This window comes from Gilliamella sp. Fer1-1 (genome assembly GCF_001690825.1).
In the GTDB taxonomy this organism is placed as follows: domain Bacteria; phylum Pseudomonadota; class Gammaproteobacteria; order Enterobacterales; family Orbaceae; genus Gilliamella; species Gilliamella apicola_C.
Genome location: NZ_LZGX01000010.1, coordinates 52,725 through 71,401, shown reverse-complemented (window position 1 = coordinate 71,401; position 18,677 = coordinate 52,725). Strand labels below are relative to the sequence as shown.

Annotated in this window: 17 protein-coding genes and 1 tRNA gene; 4 read left to right on the top strand and 14 right to left on the bottom strand. The window is 35.8% G+C overall.

Going from position 1 to position 18,677, the window contains the following annotated elements; genetic code table 11:
- Window positions 1-53: 53 nt before the first annotated feature.
- Complete coding sequence (ung, locus tag A9G28_RS00860; protein ID WP_065566107.1) at window positions 54-749, top strand: uracil-DNA glycosylase; 696 nt, start codon at window positions 54-56, stop codon at window positions 747-749.
- Entirely contained in the window at window positions 739-1,740 is a 1,002-nt protein-coding gene (gntR, locus tag A9G28_RS00855) for a gluconate operon transcriptional repressor GntR (RefSeq protein ID WP_065566108.1), read from the top strand. Before ung ends, gntR begins: the two co-directional genes overlap by 11 nt.
- Here the strand turns inward: gntR and A9G28_RS00850 are convergent.
- Complete coding sequence (locus A9G28_RS00850; protein ID WP_065566109.1) at window positions 1,737-2,153, bottom strand: DUF805 domain-containing protein; 417 nt, start codon at window positions 2,151-2,153, stop codon at window positions 1,737-1,739. The genes gntR and A9G28_RS00850 overlap by 4 nt on opposite strands.
- A gap of 247 nt (window positions 2,154-2,400) precedes the next feature.
- Here A9G28_RS00850 and upp point away from each other — a divergent pair, with 247 nt between their 5' ends.
- Window positions 2,401-3,027, top strand: coding sequence for a uracil phosphoribosyltransferase (upp, locus tag A9G28_RS00845; protein WP_065579487.1), 627 nt, complete (start codon window positions 2,401-2,403; stop codon window positions 3,025-3,027).
- 102 nt (window positions 3,028-3,129) lie between these two features.
- Complete coding sequence (locus tag A9G28_RS00840; RefSeq protein WP_442903252.1) at window positions 3,130-4,389, top strand: uracil-xanthine permease family protein; 1,260 nt, start codon at window positions 3,130-3,132, stop codon at window positions 4,387-4,389.
- 459 nt (window positions 4,390-4,848) lie between these two features.
- Here the strand turns inward: A9G28_RS00840 and lysS are convergent, their stop codons facing one another.
- The 13 genes from lysS to recC all read right to left on the bottom strand — a co-directional run bounded on the left by lysS (window position 4,849) and on the right by recC (window position 18,535).
- Window positions 4,849-6,363, bottom strand: a complete 1,515-nt coding sequence (lysS, locus tag A9G28_RS00835; RefSeq protein WP_065579486.1) for a lysine--tRNA ligase — start codon at window positions 6,361-6,363, stop codon at window positions 4,849-4,851.
- A gap of 31 nt (window positions 6,364-6,394) precedes the next feature.
- Window positions 6,395-7,493 (bottom strand): peptide chain release factor 2 gene (gene prfB, locus A9G28_RS00830; RefSeq protein WP_141674654.1). Its coding sequence is split into 2 segments (ribosomal slippage): window positions 6,395-7,417 and window positions 7,419-7,493, totalling 1,098 coding nucleotides; the frame shifts between segments, so codons are not numbered across the junction.
- Window positions 7,494-7,678: 185 nt separating this feature from the next.
- Complete coding sequence (locus tag A9G28_RS00825) at window positions 7,679-8,305, bottom strand: Fe-Mn family superoxide dismutase (RefSeq protein WP_065579484.1); 627 nt, start codon at window positions 8,303-8,305, stop codon at window positions 7,679-7,681.
- Between the two features lie 134 nt (window positions 8,306-8,439).
- A complete protein-coding gene (locus A9G28_RS00820) occupies window positions 8,440-9,267 on the bottom strand; it encodes a VanW family protein (protein ID WP_065579483.1) in 828 nt (275 codons plus the stop codon).
- A 45-nt stretch (window positions 9,268-9,312) separates the two neighbouring features.
- The gene (locus tag A9G28_RS00815) at window positions 9,313-10,032 is read right to left on the bottom strand and encodes a type 1 glutamine amidotransferase (RefSeq protein WP_065579482.1); all 720 of its coding nucleotides are present in this window, start codon (window positions 10,030-10,032) and stop codon (window positions 9,313-9,315) included.
- A 213-nt stretch (window positions 10,033-10,245) separates the two neighbouring features.
- Window positions 10,246-10,321 (bottom strand) — tRNA-Asn (locus tag A9G28_RS00810).
- A gap of 80 nt (window positions 10,322-10,401) precedes the next feature.
- Complete coding sequence (locus A9G28_RS00805) at window positions 10,402-10,983, bottom strand: YiiX/YebB-like N1pC/P60 family cysteine hydrolase (RefSeq protein ID WP_065579481.1); 582 nt, start codon at window positions 10,981-10,983, stop codon at window positions 10,402-10,404.
- Window positions 10,967-11,554 (bottom strand): biotin transporter BioY, encoded by a 588-nt coding sequence (locus A9G28_RS00800; protein ID WP_065566117.1) that lies wholly within the window; start codon window positions 11,552-11,554, stop codon window positions 10,967-10,969. The genes A9G28_RS00805 and A9G28_RS00800 overlap by 17 nt, the downstream gene beginning before the upstream one ends.
- Window positions 11,555-11,716: 162 nt before the next feature.
- The gene (locus A9G28_RS00795; protein WP_065579480.1) at window positions 11,717-12,349 is read right to left on the bottom strand and encodes an MBL fold metallo-hydrolase; all 633 of its coding nucleotides are present in this window, start codon (window positions 12,347-12,349) and stop codon (window positions 11,717-11,719) included.
- Between the two features lie 4 nt (window positions 12,350-12,353).
- Window positions 12,354-13,757, bottom strand: coding sequence for a DHA2 family efflux MFS transporter permease subunit (locus tag A9G28_RS00790; protein ID WP_065579479.1), 1,404 nt, complete (start codon window positions 13,755-13,757; stop codon window positions 12,354-12,356).
- A 161-nt stretch (window positions 13,758-13,918) separates the two neighbouring features.
- Window positions 13,919-14,233 carry a hypothetical protein gene (locus A9G28_RS00785; protein WP_065579478.1) on the bottom strand — a complete coding sequence of 105 codons (315 nt, stop codon included), beginning with the start codon at window positions 14,231-14,233 and terminating at the stop codon, window positions 13,919-13,921.
- Window positions 14,234-14,524: 291 nt separating this feature from the next.
- Window positions 14,525-15,316 (bottom strand): TatD family hydrolase, encoded by a 792-nt coding sequence (locus tag A9G28_RS00780; protein ID WP_065579477.1) that lies wholly within the window; start codon window positions 15,314-15,316, stop codon window positions 14,525-14,527.
- 9 nt (window positions 15,317-15,325) lie between these two features.
- Window positions 15,326-18,535 (bottom strand): exodeoxyribonuclease V subunit gamma, encoded by a 3,210-nt coding sequence (recC, locus tag A9G28_RS00775; protein ID WP_065579476.1) that lies wholly within the window; start codon window positions 18,533-18,535, stop codon window positions 15,326-15,328.
- Window positions 18,536-18,677 lie beyond the last annotated feature (142 nt).

Here is an 18,677-nt window from a genome sequence, read left to right as displayed (position 1 = left end):
GTAATTAGTAAATGGTCTTGTTGAGTCATATAAAATAATAGTATAGGTGTTGTATGAGTAATCAATTAACATGGCATGATGTTATTGGCGCTGAAAAAGAAAAGCCCTATTTTCAACAAATAATGCAATTTGTGGCATCTGAGCGGGCGAAAGGTAAAATTATTTATCCACCACAGCATGATGTGTTTAATGCATTTCGTTTTACGCCATTTAATCAAATTAAAGTGGTGATTTTAGGGCAAGATCCTTATCATGGTCCTAATCAAGCTCACGGACTTTCGTTTTCTGTTTTACCAGGGATTAAGCCGCCCCCATCGTTATTGAATATCTATAAAGAATTATCAACAGATATTGAACATTTTAAGATTCCTTCTCATGGTTACTTAGCCTCTTGGGCAACTCAAGGTGTATTATTATTAAACAACGTGCTAACTGTTGAAGCAGGACAAGCCCATTCTCATGCAAAAATAGGTTGGGAAACTTTTACTGATCATGTGATAGCAGCTATCGATCAATATCTTGAAGGAGTGGTTTTTTTATTGTGGGGGTCTCCTGCGCAAAAAAAAGGACAGTTTATTAATCGCCAAAAACATCATGTATTAACTTCAGTACATCCATCGCCGTTATCCGCACATCGAGGTTTCTTGGGCTGTAAGCATTTTTCCAAAGCAAATGATCTAATTATACAGCAAGGTAAAACTGCTATAGATTGGCAGCCAAAGCTACCGGAAAAAGTGAATGAGCAATAAAAGACGTCGAACAAGTTTGCAAGAAATTGCCAATTTGATTGGGATAAGTAAAATGACAGTCAGTCGTTTTCTGCATGATCCTAACCTTGTATCAAAACCACTCCAATTACAAATTTCAGCCGCAATAGATAAGCTAGGATATATTCCCAATAAAGCTCCCGATATGCTGTCTAACGCTAAAAGTAATGCTATTGGTATTGTGTTCCCTTCTTTAACTAATCAGGTTTTCGCCGATATTTTAAAAGGTATTGAGATGGTGACGGATGTGCGAGGATATCAAACCATGATCACTCATACTGGATACAGTGCTGACAAAGAAGAATTACGCCTGCGCTCATTACTTTCTTATAATATTGACGGGTTAATTTTAACGGAAAGAACGCATACTCCAGCAACATTAAAGATGATTGAAATTTCGGGTGTTCCTGTTGTTGAGATTATGGATAGCATCTCACCTTGCATTGATATGGCTGTTGGGTTTGATAATTTTACTGCAACGAAAAATATGATTCATCGTATGATAGATAAAGGACGTCGTAATATTGTTTATTTTAGCGCAAGGCAAGATCAACGAAGTATTATTCGTCAACAAGGCTATGAACAGGCAATGCAAGAAGCGGGATTAAATCCACGAACATTAGCAACTAAAGAAGCGTCATCTTATGAGTTAGGCGCACGATTTTTGCATCAGATTTTAACAGAATTACCTTGCGTTGATGGCATTTTTAGTACCAATGATGATTTGGCCTTGGGCGTATTATTAGAGTGTCAGCGAATGCGTATTGAAGTTCCAAAACAGATAGCGATTGTTGGCTTTCATGGGCATCAAATTGGTCAATATATGAATCCTAAATTAGCTTCTATACAAACACCAAGAATTGAAATGGGGAAGATTGCGACTGAACTGTTATTAAAACGAATCAACGGCGAAAAGATTGATCGAAAAGTGGTTGATTTGCCTGTTGAATATTTAGATGGAGAAAGTATTTAAAAGATAGGAGATAATGTTAATAATGATTTAACCTTACCACGTTTAATGATAAGGTTATTAGTAATAAATTGTAACCCTTTAGGGTTTTCACCGTATTGGTTGCTGCCTGGTGTTGAGTCCTGTACGCAGAATACAATTATAATAATAGCGCCAATGAATGGAATAAATTGTAACAAAACCCACCAACCTGATTTACTTGTATCATGTAAGCGGCGTACAGTAACAGCTAAATTAGGAAGGAATAATGCCAACGTTAAGATTACCATTAAAGGACTTCCAATCATTTTATCAATGATTATTGCGATAACAGTTAAAATAGAACTGAACAAAACGTACATCCAATATTCTTTACGACGTGCTCGTCCATTAAAATTTGCATAATTTTTTGTAATGCCATCAATAAACCAATTCATTCCTATATTCCTTTTTTTAAATTAATTGCTGAAATAAATTATTTGGGACGGCTATTCAAATGAAAAAAATGAAAATAAAACTTATTTTTACCGTTAAATTTTTTATTTTTCTTTTTTTATCAATATTTACGTTGTCTATAAGGCAGTCGATTTTAGGTTTTCATCAAGTGAGATCTATGTTAAAATCACCACTCAGTGGTTATTTATACCGACTAACCGATTATAGAAAATAACACTGAGGCTCTCCATGAAAATAGTTGAAGTAAAACACCCTCTTGTCCGTCATAAAATTGGATTAATGCGTGAATACGACATTAGCACCAAAGAATTTCGTGATCTTGCCAGTGAAGTTGGCAGTTTATTAACTTATGAAGCAACGGCTGATCTACCTACCGAAAAAGTAACGATAAAAGGTTGGTGTGGGCCTGTTGAAGTTGAACGTATCAAAGGTAAAAAAATTACCGTCGTACCTATCTTGCGCGCAGGTTTAGGTATGATGGATGGCGTGCTTGAACATATACCAAGTGCCCGTATTAGCGTTGTTGGTTTTTATCGTAATGAAGAGACTCTCGAACCTGTCCCTTATTTCCAAAAGTTAACATCTGATATTGAAGAGCGAATGGCTTTAGTTGTTGATCCTATGCTTGCAACAGGCGGTTCAATGGTTGCAACAATCGACTTGCTAAAAAAAGCAGGGTGTAAAAATATTAAAGTATTAGTTTTAGTTGCTGCGCCAGAAGGCATTAAAGTACTTGAACAAGCTCATCCAGATGTTGAACTTTATACCGCATCAATTGATGAGAGGTTGAACGAAAAAGGCTACATACTACCAGGACTTGGGGATGCTGGAGACAAAATTTTCGGCACAAAATAAAATCTCAAATTTTAGACCGGTTAAACCGGTTTTTTTATGCCTGTTGATCAGGCAAGTTATACAATAAGATTAGTTAAGTAAGAGAGGCGAGATGTGAACAATATCACAACAGACAAAACAAAAAATATAACATCACTGCATAAGCATTGTTGGCAGGATATTTTGACTGGAGCACAAATGTTATTTGTTGCATTTGGGGCATTGGTATTAGTACCCTTGTTAACAGGGTTAAATCCAAATGTCGCTCTTTTTACTGCTGGAGTGGGTACTTTATTATTTCAATTGACAACTAAAGGTAAAGTCCCTGTATTTTTGGCTTCATCATTTGCCTTTATTGCACCTATATCATTTGGTGTTGCCCAATGGGGAATTCCAGCAACATTAGGCGGTTTAGTTGCTGCTGGTTTTGTATTTATGCTTTTTGCATTTTTAGTTAAAATTAATGGTAGTCATGTTATTGATCGTATATTACCACCAGTGGTGACTGGTCCTATTATTATGGTTATCGGCTTATCACTAGCTCCAGTTACTGTAAATATGGCCATGGGTAAAGATAGTGGACTGCAAGCAGAAAATTATCAATTGATTATCATATCAATGACTTCATTGTTAACTACGTTAATTGTTGCCATTTGGGCAAAAGGTTTTTTAAAATTATTGCCAATTATTTCGGGAATCGTCGTTGGTTATAGCCTTTCTTGTGTATTTGGTATAGTCAATTTTCAACCAATTATGGATGCTCCATGGTTTAAGATTCCCGATTTCACTTTCCCTGAATTTCATTGGCAAGCTATTTTATATATGATTCCAATTGTCATTGCACCAACCATTGAACACGTGGGTGATATCATGGCAATTAGTTCTGTAACGGGAAAAGATTATACACGTGATCCTGGTTTACAACGCACATTACTAGGTGATGGGATTGCAACCTCTACAGCAGGTTTTTTTGGTGGGCCACCATGCATTACTTATGCCGAAGTAATTGGTGCGGTAACGTTAACGCGCAATTTTAAAACACGCGTTATGACATGGGCCGCAATTTGGGCAATTTTAATGTCTTTTATTGGCAAAATCGGGGCATTTTTAAGCTCCATTCCAACTGTAGTAATGGGAGGAATTATGGTGCTATTGTTTGGTTCTATTGCATCAGTGGGCATCAATATTTTAGTCAAACATAAAGTCGATCTTTCCATGCCTCGAAATATGTGTATCGTTTCATTAGTTTTAGTTTTTGGGATTGGTGGAATGATTTTTGATTTTGGATCTTATGCACTACAGGGCATTAGTTTATGTGGTATCTTAGCCATTGTTTTGAATTTAATCTTACCTCATCAAATAAATGCCAATCGTTCTAACTAATATTTATTAATGTTTCGTTGGCTATAATTTATAGCCAACGATTTTTATAATGTATTAGCAATCACACTCCCGAATCAATGAATAACCCCCCCATTTTACTTATCTTAAGTGCTGATCAAACTAATAAGAAGTTTATCGGCAATAATTATTTTTTATATCAAATAGTTAATCGATACAAACATCTTTTTAGCAGGTTAAGCATGTGTATTATTAAAAGGTAAGCAATAACGTATTATAGTATTTATTCGTTAATGATTAAGATACATTGTTTATATAGCTAAGTATTAAAAAAATGAGTCATAATTTAGATAAAAAAGGGGGAAATTTTGGATACTTACATTGATTATTATGTAAAATAGTTTTTTAATAAACTTGATTTAAATTATATGTTTAAATATAAAAGCTCACTTATTTATATGATAAGTGAGCTTTTTTAGTCGTATTTAGTAGTAAGTTATTTTATTTGATTGGTCGCATGGTTGGGAATAAAATAACATCACGAATTGTATGGCTATTTGTAAATAGCATTACTGTTCGGTCAATACCAATTCCTAATCCTGCTGTAGGCGGTAAACCATGCTCAAGGGCAGTAATGTAATCTTCATCATAGAACATTGCCTCATCATCGCCAGCGTCTTTTTGGGATACTTGATCTGCAAAACGTTGTGCTTGATCTTCGGCATCATTGAGTTCTGAGAATCCATTGCCAATTTCACGGCCACCAATAAAAAATTCAAATCGATCAGTAACAAATGGGTTTTCATCATTACGACGAGCCAGAGGTGAAACTTCTGCTGGATACTCAGTAATAAAGGTTGGTTGAATTAAATTTGCTTCAGCCACTTCTTCAAAAATTTCAGTGACAACACGACCAAGTCCCCAGCCTTTTTCAATTTTGATGCCAACTGATTGCGCAATGGCACAGGCTTTATCAAAATAATCTAAATCGGCATTATTGGTTTCTGGGCGATAGTGGCAAATGGCTTCACGCATTGTCATCTTGATAAATGGCTTACCAAAATCAAAAATATGATCGCCATATTGCACAACAGCATCACCAGTTACGGCAATAGCTAAACGACGGAATAATGCTTCTGTTAATACAATCAGATCTTTGTAGTCAGCGTAAGCCATATACATTTCCATCATGGTGAATTCTGGATTATGTCTTGGCGACACCCCTTCATTACGGAAGTTACGGTTAATTTCAAATACACGTTCAAAGCCCCCAACAACTAAACGTTTTAAATAAAGCTCTGGTGCAATTCGTAAGTACATATCTAAATCAAGCGCATTATGATGCGTAATAAAAGGCTTAGCTGATGCGCCACCAGGGATAACTTGCATCATTGGCGTTTCAACTTCCATAAAGCTATTTTCAATCATAAAATTACGGATTTCACTGACCACCTTTGAGCGCGCTTTAAACGTCTCTCTTGATTCTTGATTAGTGATAAGATCCAAGTAACGCTGGCGATATCGCATTTCTTGATCAGCCAGTCCATGAAACTTATCAGGTAATGGGCGTAGTGCTTTGGTTAGCAAGCGGATTTCTTCACAATGAATAGAAAGCTCACCTGTTTTAGTTTTAAATAGGTAACCTTTAGCACCGACAATATCCCCCAAATCCCATTTTTTAAATTGTTCGTTATAAAAACCTTCAGGAAGATCATCACGAGTGACATAAAGTTGGATCTGCCCAGCAACATCTTGTAAAGAAACGAACGAAGCTTTACCCATAATACGGCGCATCATCATACGCCCAGCAACAGTTACAATAATTTTATTTTCAATCAATTCTTCATTCGTTTTATCGCCATACTGTTTATGAAGATCGCTTGAAATTGCGTCACGACGAAAATCATTCGGGAAAGCAATGCCTTGTTCGCGAATTGCAGATAATTTTTCACGACGTATTGTAAGCTCGTTATTTAACTCTTCAATATGGTTTTGTTGCTCTTGCTGTGTTGACATAATTTTACCTTTTATTTATCACCAAGCAGGGTTATAAACCTGCTTTTAAGCTTTCTTCAATAAATTGATCTAAATCACCGTCTAAAACGGCTTGGGTATTGCGTGTTTCGACACCGGTACGTAAATCTTTGATTCGTGAATCATCAAGTACGTAAGAACGAATTTGGCTGCCCCAGCCAATGTCAGATTTATTTTCTTCCATCTGTTGTTTTTCGGCATTTTTTTTCTGCATTTCAAGCTCATACAGTTTTGCTTTTAACTGCTTCATTGCTTGATCTTTATTGCTGTGTTGTGATCGGTTATTTTGACACTGAGTAACAATCCCGGTTGGAACATGTGTAATACGTACTGCAGACTCAGTTTTATTCACGTGTTGCCCACCAGCACCTGATGCCCGGTAAACATCAATACGGAGATCTGCTGGATTAATGTCAATATCAATATCATCATCTACTTCAGGATAAACAAATACTGAAGCAAACGAAGTGTGGCGCCGATTGCCTGAGTCAAATGGACTTTTACGAACTAATCGATGCACCCCTGTTTCAGTACGTAACCAACCGTAAGCATAATCGCCAGACACTTTAATTGTTGCTGATTTGATGCCCGCAACATCACCATCTGACACTTCCATTACTTCTGTTGTAAAACTTTTTGATTCAGCCCAACGCAAATACATTCTAAGTAACATCTCTGCCCAATCTTGTGCTTCTGTACCACCTGATCCTGATTGGATATCTAAATAACAATCGGCACTATCGTAATTGCCAGAAAACATACGTCGAAACTCAAGGCTTACCAGTTTTTTTTCTAGTTGATCAAGCTCGCTGATTGCTTCATCGAAAGTATCTTGATCTTCAGCTTCAATAGCAAGCTCAAGTAGACCTTCAACATCGTCAAGGCCGTGAGTTAATGAATTGAGAGTACCGATGATTTCATCAAGCGCGACACGTTCTTTACCTAACGCTTGTGCTTTTTCTGGATCTGCCCATACTTCGGGCTGTTCTAATTCAGCATTGACTTCTTCTAGTCGTTCTTTTTTTACATCATAGTCAAAGATACCCCCGAATCACAGCCGTGCGTTCGGTAAGTTCAGCGATCTTTGACTTAACAGGGTTAATTTCAAACATGATTTAAATTGATCTGCTCAGTTTATGATTTTTTAAACAAGCACCCATTGTAGCGGATTTAGGCATAAATTAGCAATTGCCAATTTTAGAGGCGGTGTTGATGAATAATCTATTGATGATAAAAAAGATGACACATAAAATGTCATCTTTAACAGGTTGGATAGAAGCTTTATTGTAATAACTATTTATTTTTTAGCTTCTGCGTAGAGTTCAGCAACTTTATCCCAGTTAACTACATTCCAAAACGCACCGATATAATCAACACGACGATTTTGGTATTTTAAATAATAAGCGTGTTCCCACACATCAAGTGTTAAAATAGGTGTGCCAGAAACGCCGGCAAATTTTTCACCCATCATTGGTGAATCTTGGTTAGCGGTTGACACAATTTCAAGCTTGCCATTTTGTAATACTAACCATGCCCAACCTGAACCAAATCGAGTTGATGCCGCTGCGGCAAATTTTTCTTTAAAAGCATCAACTGAACCAAAATCTTTTTCGATGGCTGCTTTAAGTTCACCTTTAAGCTCGGTACCGACTTTTAATAATTCCCAGAAAAGTGTATGGTTAACATGTCCACCTACGTTATTTTTAACACCGGTAACTTTGTCGGCAGGGACTTTATCTAAATTTTTTAATAAATCACTTGGACATAAATCTTTCAATTCAGCCGGCAATGTTTCAAGGATAGCATTTGCATTGTTTACATAAGTTTGATGATGCTTATCATGATGAAGATGCATCGTTTCTGAATCGATATAAGGTTCTAATGCATCATATGCATAAGGTAAGGGAGGTAAAGTATAAGCCATGAAATTTGCTCCTTTCATATAATTAGGTATTAACTACAATTTATAATGAGTATAAGGACTATTAGTATAGCCCTCAAACTATCACTTAGATAGCTGATGACTATCTATTGTTAAGATAATTATTGTGTTTTCAATTACGTTTCATTATTTGCGATAAATGGAGTGTACATCATAATGGCGTGATTTTCACTGATGAGTTTTTCTTCCGTATGGTTATCAATTAAATGGGTTTTACGTTGCCAGATTTTATTATGTCTAGTGTAGCCTCCCCACCATTGTTGCTCAATGCGGTGATCGGTTTCAAATACTTCATAATCATAAGACAAAGGCGAATCTGCAAGCAATTCACCATGTAAGTATTGATCATCAAGCCACAGGTTAAGTCGATAAGTTGTATTAGTTTTATTGATCAACTGTAAATCGACATAGTTATAAGACAAGGTTGCCCCGCAAGCAAATGGAATTGTACGATTAATATCAGGGAAAACATCAAAGCTGTGCCGCCAACGCTCCAGAATTGTTAAATCAGAATGTAATACAATCCAATAAATCAAATTACCTAATTGGCATAACCCTCCACCAATATCTTTACCTATTTGCCCATTATGCAGCGATAACCCTTCTAAAAATCCTCGTTTTTTAGATGGACGCCCTACTTTATGCCAGATCGAAAAGCGCTGGTTGGGCTTAATGATTGAACCATTTAGTTTTTCTATTGCTAAGCGAAGATTCGTGATTTTGTTATATTGTAAATACATATCAACATCTTTTAATGGTCTTAACAAAACAGACTGATGTTTTTTATGCGAATAACAACATGTATTATTATGGATATCAACAGCGCTATAAACTTTGCGATGTCGCCACCAATCTAATTTACGTTTTAATATAAAATATTCTTTACCTAATTTTAGTCTTAATTTGCTACGTTTTTCTGGCTTATCAACGGTAATATTTTTCATTTTTTTTAATTTCCTTATTAATCAAGATATAATCAATTATTTTCTTTAAGGCGAAAGATAAAGCTGACTCAATTTGTCGAGAAAAGTAAAAAGCTTTTGATTCATTTCAGTGTAATTATGAGAGCGAAGTTTATCTTGGGTATCAACAAAGCGGTATTTTTCCGTATGACTAAACTCTTTTTGTGAATTGGCAATCAGTAAATCAACTACTTTAGGCGTTAGCTCTAAATGACATTGGAATCCATAAACTAATTCGCCATAAGCAATGATTTGGCGAGGGCAGCCTTCACTATAAGCAATAATTTGGGCATCTTTGGTTAAACCTGGCATATCATTGTGCCAATGGCCAACTTCTAATGCACTTCCAAAATCAGCAAATAAAGGATTTGCTTTACCGATTTCAGTTAGTGTAATAGGAAACTTACCAATTTCTTTTTCTGGGCTTTTGGCATGGTTTGCTCCTAATGCTTCGCCAATTAATTGCGCCCCTAAACACACACCAATGACCATTTTACCCGCTTTTATCGCAGACAAGATCACACCTTGTTCTGCTATAGAGTCAAAATATGCACACTCTTGTTTGGTTGTTGACGGCGATTGTTGACCACCCATAACAATAAGAAAGTCGATATCATCAATGCAATTAGGAAGCGATTCACCTAGATAAACACGAGAATAGGTTATTGTGTGATGATGCATCATGGCCCACTGCTCATAGGCACCAGGCGCTTCAAAAGCTTCATGAATAATAAAATGTACATGCATTGCTCATTCCTCCTTACCGATAAATATATCATCAACTTTATGATCGAATGGAGCTTTATATATCTAGCTCTGATAGATCTATTGCTAAATTATTATGAATAATTTATTTGTAAATACAATATAGATTGCTGATATTAACGTGATAAAAGGTGGATAAGATGACTTGGTATTAAAATATTATCTATTAAAGGTGAGATTTTAAAACATGAAAGTTGGCTCCTCCAACAGGACTTGAACCTGTGACATACGGATTAACAGTCCGCCGTTCTACCGACTGAACTATGGAGGAACCGAAATGTAGCGCGCATATTATAGATTTAATGGCGCTATGTCAATAGTAAAATGCTTTTTTGTGTTAATTACCTCCTTTTAGGATAATTCAAGTGTTAGGATTGTCTTGAATAAGTGGTCTTGTCTAAGTAATTGCTGTGGATGTGAGCCAAGCTCTTGTTGTGGGATCCTCTGCTTTAGCTCACGATAATAATCAATCCAATAAGGTAAAATTTGATTTGTCGTTAAATCCTTAAAATTCATTGGATATAATGCGAAATAGTCACTACCATGCTTAGTTTTGAAAGCATAAGTGATCAGCTCACTACAATAAAATCCGTCCGAATCGGGATAAAAGCTATGATTGTAAGGTGAACCTAAACAAGTTTTAACTCGCTTAATTGCATTTTTAATAACAACTAAATCATCGATTCTGCCAATAATATTGCGCTTAGCTGCACAAACAAAATCAGCCAGTGGTTGTTCAATCACACCATATTGTTGCGTTGCTTCAATAACGATATTATTTCCGATATATAAACCGACATGATTGATATTTTTTGTTATTTTATCCATGTTAGGCACTGCGCCAGAACAGTTTATCGCGTCACTAAAATCATTATCTTCGTTAAGGCTTTGGAAGATGATATCGCCACTTTGAATATTATTGATTTTTAGCACGATAACGCCATAGAGAAAACATTACACAAGTTGCAATGATAAATTTGAGCGCATCAATACCGACAAATGGAAAGTAACCCACTTTTAAAGCATCAATAAAACTAATGTGCAAATAGCCCATCAAATAAACAACACCAAATGCAAATAATAATTGATGCGCACAAGCAAATGCAATTAAACCGAAAATAAAGTGACGATCATAACCTTTTTCTGCTGCAAACCCCGCTAAATAAGCGCTAAAAACATAGCCGTATAAGTAGCCAGAAGATGGTGAAGCCAGCGCCATAATTCCACCACTACCATTGGCAAATAACGGTAACCCCATTGCGCCTAACAATAGGTATTGGAGTATGGCTAATGTACCTAACTTACGACCTAAGAAAGCACCAATTAACAACACCGCTAATGATTGTAATGTAAATGGAACGGGGTAAGTTGGAATACTAATATTAGCCGCTAGCCCTAAGAGTAATGCCGCACTTGTGGTAGCCAATAGTTTACGTTGCCAAGAAGATAAGTTAACCAATGTGGTAATAAACGTTGGATAATACGAAGTCAGTTGTTGTTTCATTATTTTCTACCTTTATTCATAAATAGTAGAACTATGATAACGTAATGCATCTTAATGTAAACCATTTTTCATTAAAATAGTTTACATTAAGATGATGAGAGGAGCTTTTGTTATTACGCACTAAAATAAAAATGTAATAACAAAGGCTATGTATTTCTTAACTTAGATTAGATAAGGATTGCTAATTCGTTCATGACCAAAACTCGACATCGGCCCATGCCCTGGCACAAAAATAAAGTCATCGCCAAGAGGTAATAATTTGTGGGTAATTGACGAAATCAAATCGGCATGATTGCCACGAGGAAAATCAGTTCGCCCTATACTACCTTTAAATAAAACATCACCAACAAAAGCTAATTTATCAAAATGATTAATAAAAACAATATGTCCTGGGGTATGTCCTGGGCAAAAAAGCACATCAAGGGTAGTTTTTCCTACTTGGATCTGATCACCTTCTTTTAACCAACGATCAGGTAAAAAACTGTCAGTATATGGAAAACCAAACTGAACGCATTGTTGTGGCAAAGAGGTTAATAAAAATTCATCTTCTTGGTTTGGCCCAATAATTTTCACGTTGTAATGTTTAGCTAATTCAACGGCTGCACCAACATGATCTAAATGCCCATGGGTTAATAAAATTTGTTTAATATTAACACCTAGTTTTTCAATCGCTTTTTTAAGTAGCTCTGGCTCACCACCAGGATCAATAACAGCCCCTTCCATCGTTTTATCACACCAAATAATGCTACAATTTTCTTGGAAAGCGGTAACTGGGATAATTTGGTATTGGAACATATGCTTATCTCCTTGTTTCTTGATGATGAGCAGTTAAATTTTGTCCATCTTCTCTTTTTAATTGTGCAAAAATAAAGCTTGATAATATGGTAACAACACCAAGTATAACAAATGTTAGTTGGAATGCGTGAATAGTATTAGTCGTATTGCTTATCAATCTGAGTAAAACCGCCCCAAATCCTGTGCCAAAACTAATTGCTAATTGTTGGTTAACTGCCATTAAGCTATTGCCACTACTTGTTGTTTCACCTTGTAAATCAGCTAAAGTTATACTATTCATCGCCGTATATTGCATAGAGTTAATACCACCGATACAAAATAATAATAAACTGATTAGTATAAGTGATGTTGATAAATTTAACTGAGACATTAGCACAATCATTACACCCGCTAAAATCGTATTAGCGACAAGTACTAAACGATAGCCTAGGCGAGCTAAAATATGCGGAATAAAAATACGGGTGCAAATTGACGCAATCGCCATTGGTACAAGCATAACACCTGCAAAAATAGCTGAATAGCCAAACCCTACTTGTAATAACAAGGGAATAAGAAATGGCACACCAGATATTCCTAATCGACAGATTAAATTTCCAATAATGCCTATTTTGAATGTGCGAATCTTAAAAAGCGATAGTGGAAATAATGGAGCCTGTTTTTTTCTTGCATATCGACGATAAATAACCAAAAAGAACAAGCTAATGGCAGCAAGTAACAATGGAAGATCATATTTCTGATTTTGGTTTAAAATCTCAACACTTAAAGTGGCACTAATAAAAGCAACAACAATAAATATAAAACCAAACAGATCAAAAGGCATCTTTTCGCCTTTTAAATTGGGCATATATTTCCAACTAATGATTACGCCTAAAATACCAATAGGCAAATTAATAAAAAATACCCAATGCCAACTTACCACATCAACCAGATAACCACCCAATACAGGGCCTAAAACAGGCCCAATTAGGCCTGGAATGGTGGCTGTATTTAAAGCCGCTAGAAAATCACTACGTTTAAAAGATTTAATTAACACCAAACGTGATATGGGTACCATCATTGAACCACCAATACCCTGAATAACGCGTGATATATCTAAGAAAAGTAATGAATTGGATAAAGCACAAAGCAAAGAACCAAGTGTAAATAGCGAAACAGCCATGACAAAAATATTTCTTGTGCCAAATTTATCCGACAAAAAACCGCTAACAGGAATAAACAATGCTAGAGTCAATGCATAACTTATTACTGCTGATTGCATATTTAAAGGGGACTCATTAAGATCTTTAGCCATAGTGGGTAGAGCTGTATTTAATATTGACGTATCAAGTGATTGCATAAAAAAAGCAAAAGCTGCAATCCATGGTAATATTCGATACACAAAGGGGGATAACTGTAATTCGCTATTCATTTTAATCTAACCCAAAATTGATTTAAATGCAGAATAAGTACTGGTATAAGCACTGAAAATCAAGATCTTCTACTGAGTGTTGTATTCGGTAGGAGATATGATAAATGCTATTTTACAATAATATTTATCAATTATTGGCTTTTTTCTTATTTTTAACAGGGTTAACTTACCAATAGCCAGCCAGAAATATTGTGCCAAACCGAAAATACCGTAGCAGAAAAAGCTGATAATACCGAAAAATAGGGAGTACCTAATGTGACTGCAAGCGCAGAGTTTTGTATTCCTACTTCAAAAGACATTGTTCGACAGGTTGACTCATCAAAAAACAATAAACGTCCGCTCCAGTAACCGCTGATCATTCCTAGTATATTATGAATGGCAACCACAATAATAACGCTGGCGCCAACTTGACCAATTTGGGCATGACTACCAAGATTAAACAAAAAAGGCGAATATTCAATGATGATTTTAAACATCAAAAGGTTAGTCTTTAGCAACACGGTAAATCACGTAGTAAAATCGTTGCAGAATATGATTTGACCCCATCAGCATTGGAGCGTTGGATAACGCAAGCCAGTTAAAGTGGCTCATTTAAAAAAGGTAATTGTAGTTAGCAAGAGCAAGAGCAAGAGTTGCTAGCTTTACGCAAAGCGCTTAAACAACGCCGTATGGAAAACGATATTTTTAAAGCAATACTGATAATAGGGCTAAAATCACTATCCTAAACCAAACCGGCATCGTTATAGTACGACAGGGCTAGGGTTATTTTAGTTGTTTTGTGTATTTTTCACTCTGTTGATTCTACTAAATAACGTCAAGGTATTTGTTAAAATGGTATTAAGTATATGATCTGATGATTCTTTGCGTAATTGCAACAAGACTTTAAAAACCTCAACAATATATTCAGGACGATTAACTTGCCCTTGGCGACCGCTTAATGGCATGTCAGGCGCATCGGTTTCAAGTACTAAGCTTTCAAGTGGTAATTGGGCAATAGTATTTCGCGTTTTATTTGCTCGCTCATAACTAATTACACCACCGACACCAATATAGTAGCCAAGCTTAATAAATTGCATGGCTTGCTGATAGCTACCAGAAAATCCATGTATCACGCCATGGTAAGGTAAGTTGGCTTGCTGCAATTCGTGGTACATAATATCGTGTGATTTGCGTGAGTGAATCAAAACAGGTAAATCAAACCGTTTGGCAAGTGCTAATTGTGATCTAAAAAACGATAATTGCTGTTGCCAATCTACTGTTAAATCATAGCGATCGAGTCCTATTTCACCAATGGCAACTAATTTTTTAGGTTTGGTTTCAACAATATGGGTTAACAGCTCTAAATCAGCCATTGTATGTTGATAGATAGGATGTAATCCCAAAGCAGCATAAAGTTCAGGGTAAAGATCCGTAAGTTGTAAAACAGTATCAAAATAATTAGCACTAACCGCAGGTATAATTAACCCAACAATACCCGCTTGACGCACCTTATACATTGAGTCACCAAGCGCACCAGCAAAAGGTGGAAAATCAAAATGGCAATGTGTATCAATAAACATAATGTCGCCTTATTCTACCGTTACTTGATGTAATAAAATGGGTAATAAAAATTGCTGAGCTGCAAATATAATCTGTTCAATTAACTCGTCCGTTAATTCAGGATACAAGCGAGCATAATAACTGTCACATTCAGCAGATTGATTAAAGCCACCTTGCCAAGTATTTAATAACTTATTTATTGCGCTTTCGCTGGCGACAATTTCACCTGTTTTCTTATTATAGGCTGCCATTAACCAACCCCATGCACATTGCACAGGTAACAATAAAGGTTGATTGATACCATGCAAATAGCCATCTACTAACGTGGTTAGAATGGTCATAGCTTCATCATTTGGTAAATGTAAAAAACGCCATTGTTTACCATCTAGACCATAGATACGGCTTTGGCTTTCAACTTTATCAGGGTTTAAGATGCAATAAACTAAATGATCAATCCACAACGAAATCCCATCTCGAATTGAAAGTTTTGACGGACGCCATGTCAATATACCATCATCTTGAATATGAGTTAGCCAACCTTGCAATGAATAATCTTTTTTATTGGTCGAAATGGTTAAATTGACTTCTTGGGTTGTCATGACCAAGCGTTCTTGATTGATTTTATTCGCTAATGATTGTAGTGCTTCAAATTGTTCATCATAAATAATTTCACCAAATGCACCATCTGGTAACTCGCCAGTTAAGGCTAATTGTTGATAAAAACTATCTGGATCTTGACTATTTGTTGTAATTTGTTGATTTAAAATCTGCAAGTTTAATTGATAACGTTTTAAATTATCCAAGTTAAAATTTTCAGCATCGGGCAAAGTATCGTCTAGATAATTAGCATAAAAATTAAAACGCTTCTGTAAAAATAGACGAATAGAATGATGATAAAATCGCTTTAATTCATCAAGGTTAATGTCATCGACAATAATTGTTGGAATTTCGCTGATAAATGATTGGCTTTTACCTTGTTGTAATGCAGCAGGTAACCACTCGTCGGCATAACTTTTAGGATCTTGTAAAAAGTTTTTAGGATTAAATGGTGTTCGTGTATGGATAATTTTTAACGCATCAAGATGACTATGCTTATCTAAACTATTTACAGATTGATTATTATAGTATTGAACAATATATTCCCAAAGCTCATCAACAAGTATAGAAGGATAACGCTCACTATTATCTTTCATATCACGACCAATATAACTGATATATAACTGTTTTTGGGCGGATAAAATTGCTTCTAAAAATAGATAACGATCATCCGTACGACGACTACGATCCCCTCGCTTTGGATGATGTGCAATTAAGTCAAAATCAAGGGGAAGAGATGTTCTTGGATAATCACCATCATTCATACCAAGCAAACACACAATTTTAAACGGTATTGAGCGCATTGGCATCATGGTACAAAAATTTACCTTCCCAACTAAAAAACGATGAGCCAAATGGTTTTGCTCTAAACGTGATTGCATAGCATCATGCAAGATAGCGATAGATATATTATCTGTATAATTAGCCGTTAAACCACTACTAATCAATTTTTGCCATTCTTCTTCAAGCATCAACAAAATGGATTCACGTTGCGGATTGCTGACAAAAAAATCATTAATCAATTTAAGGCAACAAGGTTGCCAATCAATTAGAGATTTTTCTTCACTTAAAATAACAACCCACTCATTAACAACGTTAATAAACTCGGCTAATTGGCCAATTAATTCAGCATCTAAGCCTGTTGCGCCATCGTAAGGTAATATCTGTTGCCAGCCACCTTGTTCACTACTCATGGTATAGCCAAGCAATAACCGTTTAAGCCCAAATAACCAACTATGCCCACTATCAAGCCCAAAACGAATACCCGATTCCACAATCCAAGTTCGTAGCAAAGTTAATTGTGATTCACTAATGGCAAATTTTTCGGCAATAGCGGGGATTTCTAATAAGTTAAATAGCTCTTCGGCCGTAAATCGGCTTTGAGGAAAATTTAAGATAGTGAAAAAACCTTGCACAATCGGATCAATATTTCGTGCTTTTTGATCAGAAATAGTAAAAGGTAAAAATCGCTTCCCAGTAGCATTTCCAAACACAGCGCGAATATAAGGAACATATTTATCAATATCCGACACCATAACAATGCAATCACGTAACTCCAATGTAGGATCATCATCAAAAACCGATAACAGATAATCATATAACACTTCAACTTCTCGCTGTTCACTATGGCAGGCATGAAATGAAATGGACTTATCCATAAGTGATATATGTTTATTACAAAATTCGCTTTGATAAAGATCCAAAATATCTTGTTGTATGGTCTGTAACAAACAAGAACAATCCAGATCGACAAACGCTTCAATATCTTGCTTATGGCTAAATTCTTGTAGTAAAAATAGATTATCTCGACCTAATTTCCCCCACGAAGTTAATAATGGATTAGGGATTTTATCTGGCGTATTTTCGATATCTGATAATTGTTTTTCAACAATATCTCCCCAATACCATTTACATGGATTATTAAACATTAAATGGACATCAATATGTTGTCCAAGTGCTGAAAGTAATGAGAGATAAATAGGGGGAAGCGAAGTAATACCAAAAATAAAAATACGCTCAGGTAACGGATCTAAACAAGCACGATCAAAATGTTTATCTAACAAAATCTCAAGCATTTGCTGATAAATATTAGCCCGATGATAAGGTTGGCTGATAGCTATTAGCTTGCGCCAAAGCTCGGCTTGCCACGTTTCATCAGAATGATGCTTTAATTCGGCAACAGTTTGATTGGCTTCCCATTTTGCCAACCAATCAGGGCGATAAACTAAATATTGGTCAAATAACCAAGCGATACGCGTTGCGAGTTGATAGCGTTTTCTATCGTGTTTATCATCATTAAGATAATGGCTAAGTGCACTAAATTCAGGTTGCTTAATAACTTGGGGTAATAAGTAATATAAACGCCACGTCATTGATTCAATATTATAACTATTTTCAGTTGGCGCATTGGGTAACAATTTTTGGTATAGCTGCCAAATAAACTGTGTAGGAAAAAGAAAGTCAACATTAGCCACAATCCCCAATTCATCAGCTAACGCAATTTGCAACCATTGTGCCATACCTTGGCTTTGCACCATAACGACATCAGGTATGAATACGTCTTCTAATGGTTGCCTGAGCATCAATTCACTTAATAGTGTCTTGAGTAGATCGACTTGGTTAGAATGATAAATGATAAACATAGTAACAGCAAATTTGATAAGGTTGTTTAGGATTATCGCTGATCGTTACTAATAAATCTAGCCATCTAAAAACTATTCTTCTACTTTATATTTTTGCTTAATTTTGGTGCGCTGACTAGATAGGTAGGTTGGTGAATGTTTG

Excerpts from the sequence above, each read along its gene's own strand:
- ung (WP_065566107.1), top strand. The coding sequence starts at position 54 with ATGAGTAATCAATTAACATGGCATGATGTTATTGGCGCTGAAAAAGAA.
- recC (WP_065579476.1), bottom strand. The coding sequence starts at position 18,535 with ATGTTTATCATTTATCATTCTAACCAAGTCGATCTACTCAAGACACTA.
- A9G28_RS00815 (WP_065579482.1), bottom strand. The coding sequence starts at position 10,032 with ATGCATGTACATTTTATTATTCATGAAGCTTTTGAAGCGCCTGGTGCC.
- A9G28_RS00800 (WP_065566117.1), bottom strand. The coding sequence starts at position 11,554 with ATGAAACAACAACTGACTTCGTATTATCCAACGTTTATTACCACATTG.
- gntR (WP_065566108.1), top strand. The coding sequence starts at position 739 with ATGAGCAATAAAAGACGTCGAACAAGTTTGCAAGAAATTGCCAATTTG.
- A9G28_RS00820 (WP_065579483.1), bottom strand. The coding sequence starts at position 9,267 with ATGAAAAATATTACCGTTGATAAGCCAGAAAAACGTAGCAAATTAAGA.
- lysS (WP_065579486.1), bottom strand. The coding sequence starts at position 6,363 with ATGTCAACACAGCAAGAGCAACAAAACCATATTGAAGAGTTAAATAAC.
- A9G28_RS00780 (WP_065579477.1), bottom strand. The coding sequence starts at position 15,316 with ATGTTTATTGATACACATTGCCATTTTGATTTTCCACCTTTTGCTGGT.
- A9G28_RS00785 (WP_065579478.1), bottom strand. The coding sequence starts at position 14,233 with ATGTTTAAAATCATCATTGAATATTCGCCTTTTTTGTTTAATCTTGGT.
- upp (WP_065579487.1), top strand. The coding sequence starts at position 2,401 with ATGAAAATAGTTGAAGTAAAACACCCTCTTGTCCGTCATAAAATTGGA.
- A9G28_RS00850 (WP_065566109.1), bottom strand. The coding sequence starts at position 2,153 with ATGAATTGGTTTATTGATGGCATTACAAAAAATTATGCAAATTTTAAT.
- A9G28_RS00795 (WP_065579480.1), bottom strand. The coding sequence starts at position 12,349 with ATGTTCCAATACCAAATTATCCCAGTTACCGCTTTCCAAGAAAATTGT.
- A9G28_RS00790 (WP_065579479.1), bottom strand. The coding sequence starts at position 13,757 with ATGAATAGCGAATTACAGTTATCCCCCTTTGTGTATCGAATATTACCA.
- A9G28_RS00825 (WP_065579484.1), bottom strand. The coding sequence starts at position 8,305 with ATGGCTTATACTTTACCTCCCTTACCTTATGCATATGATGCATTAGAA.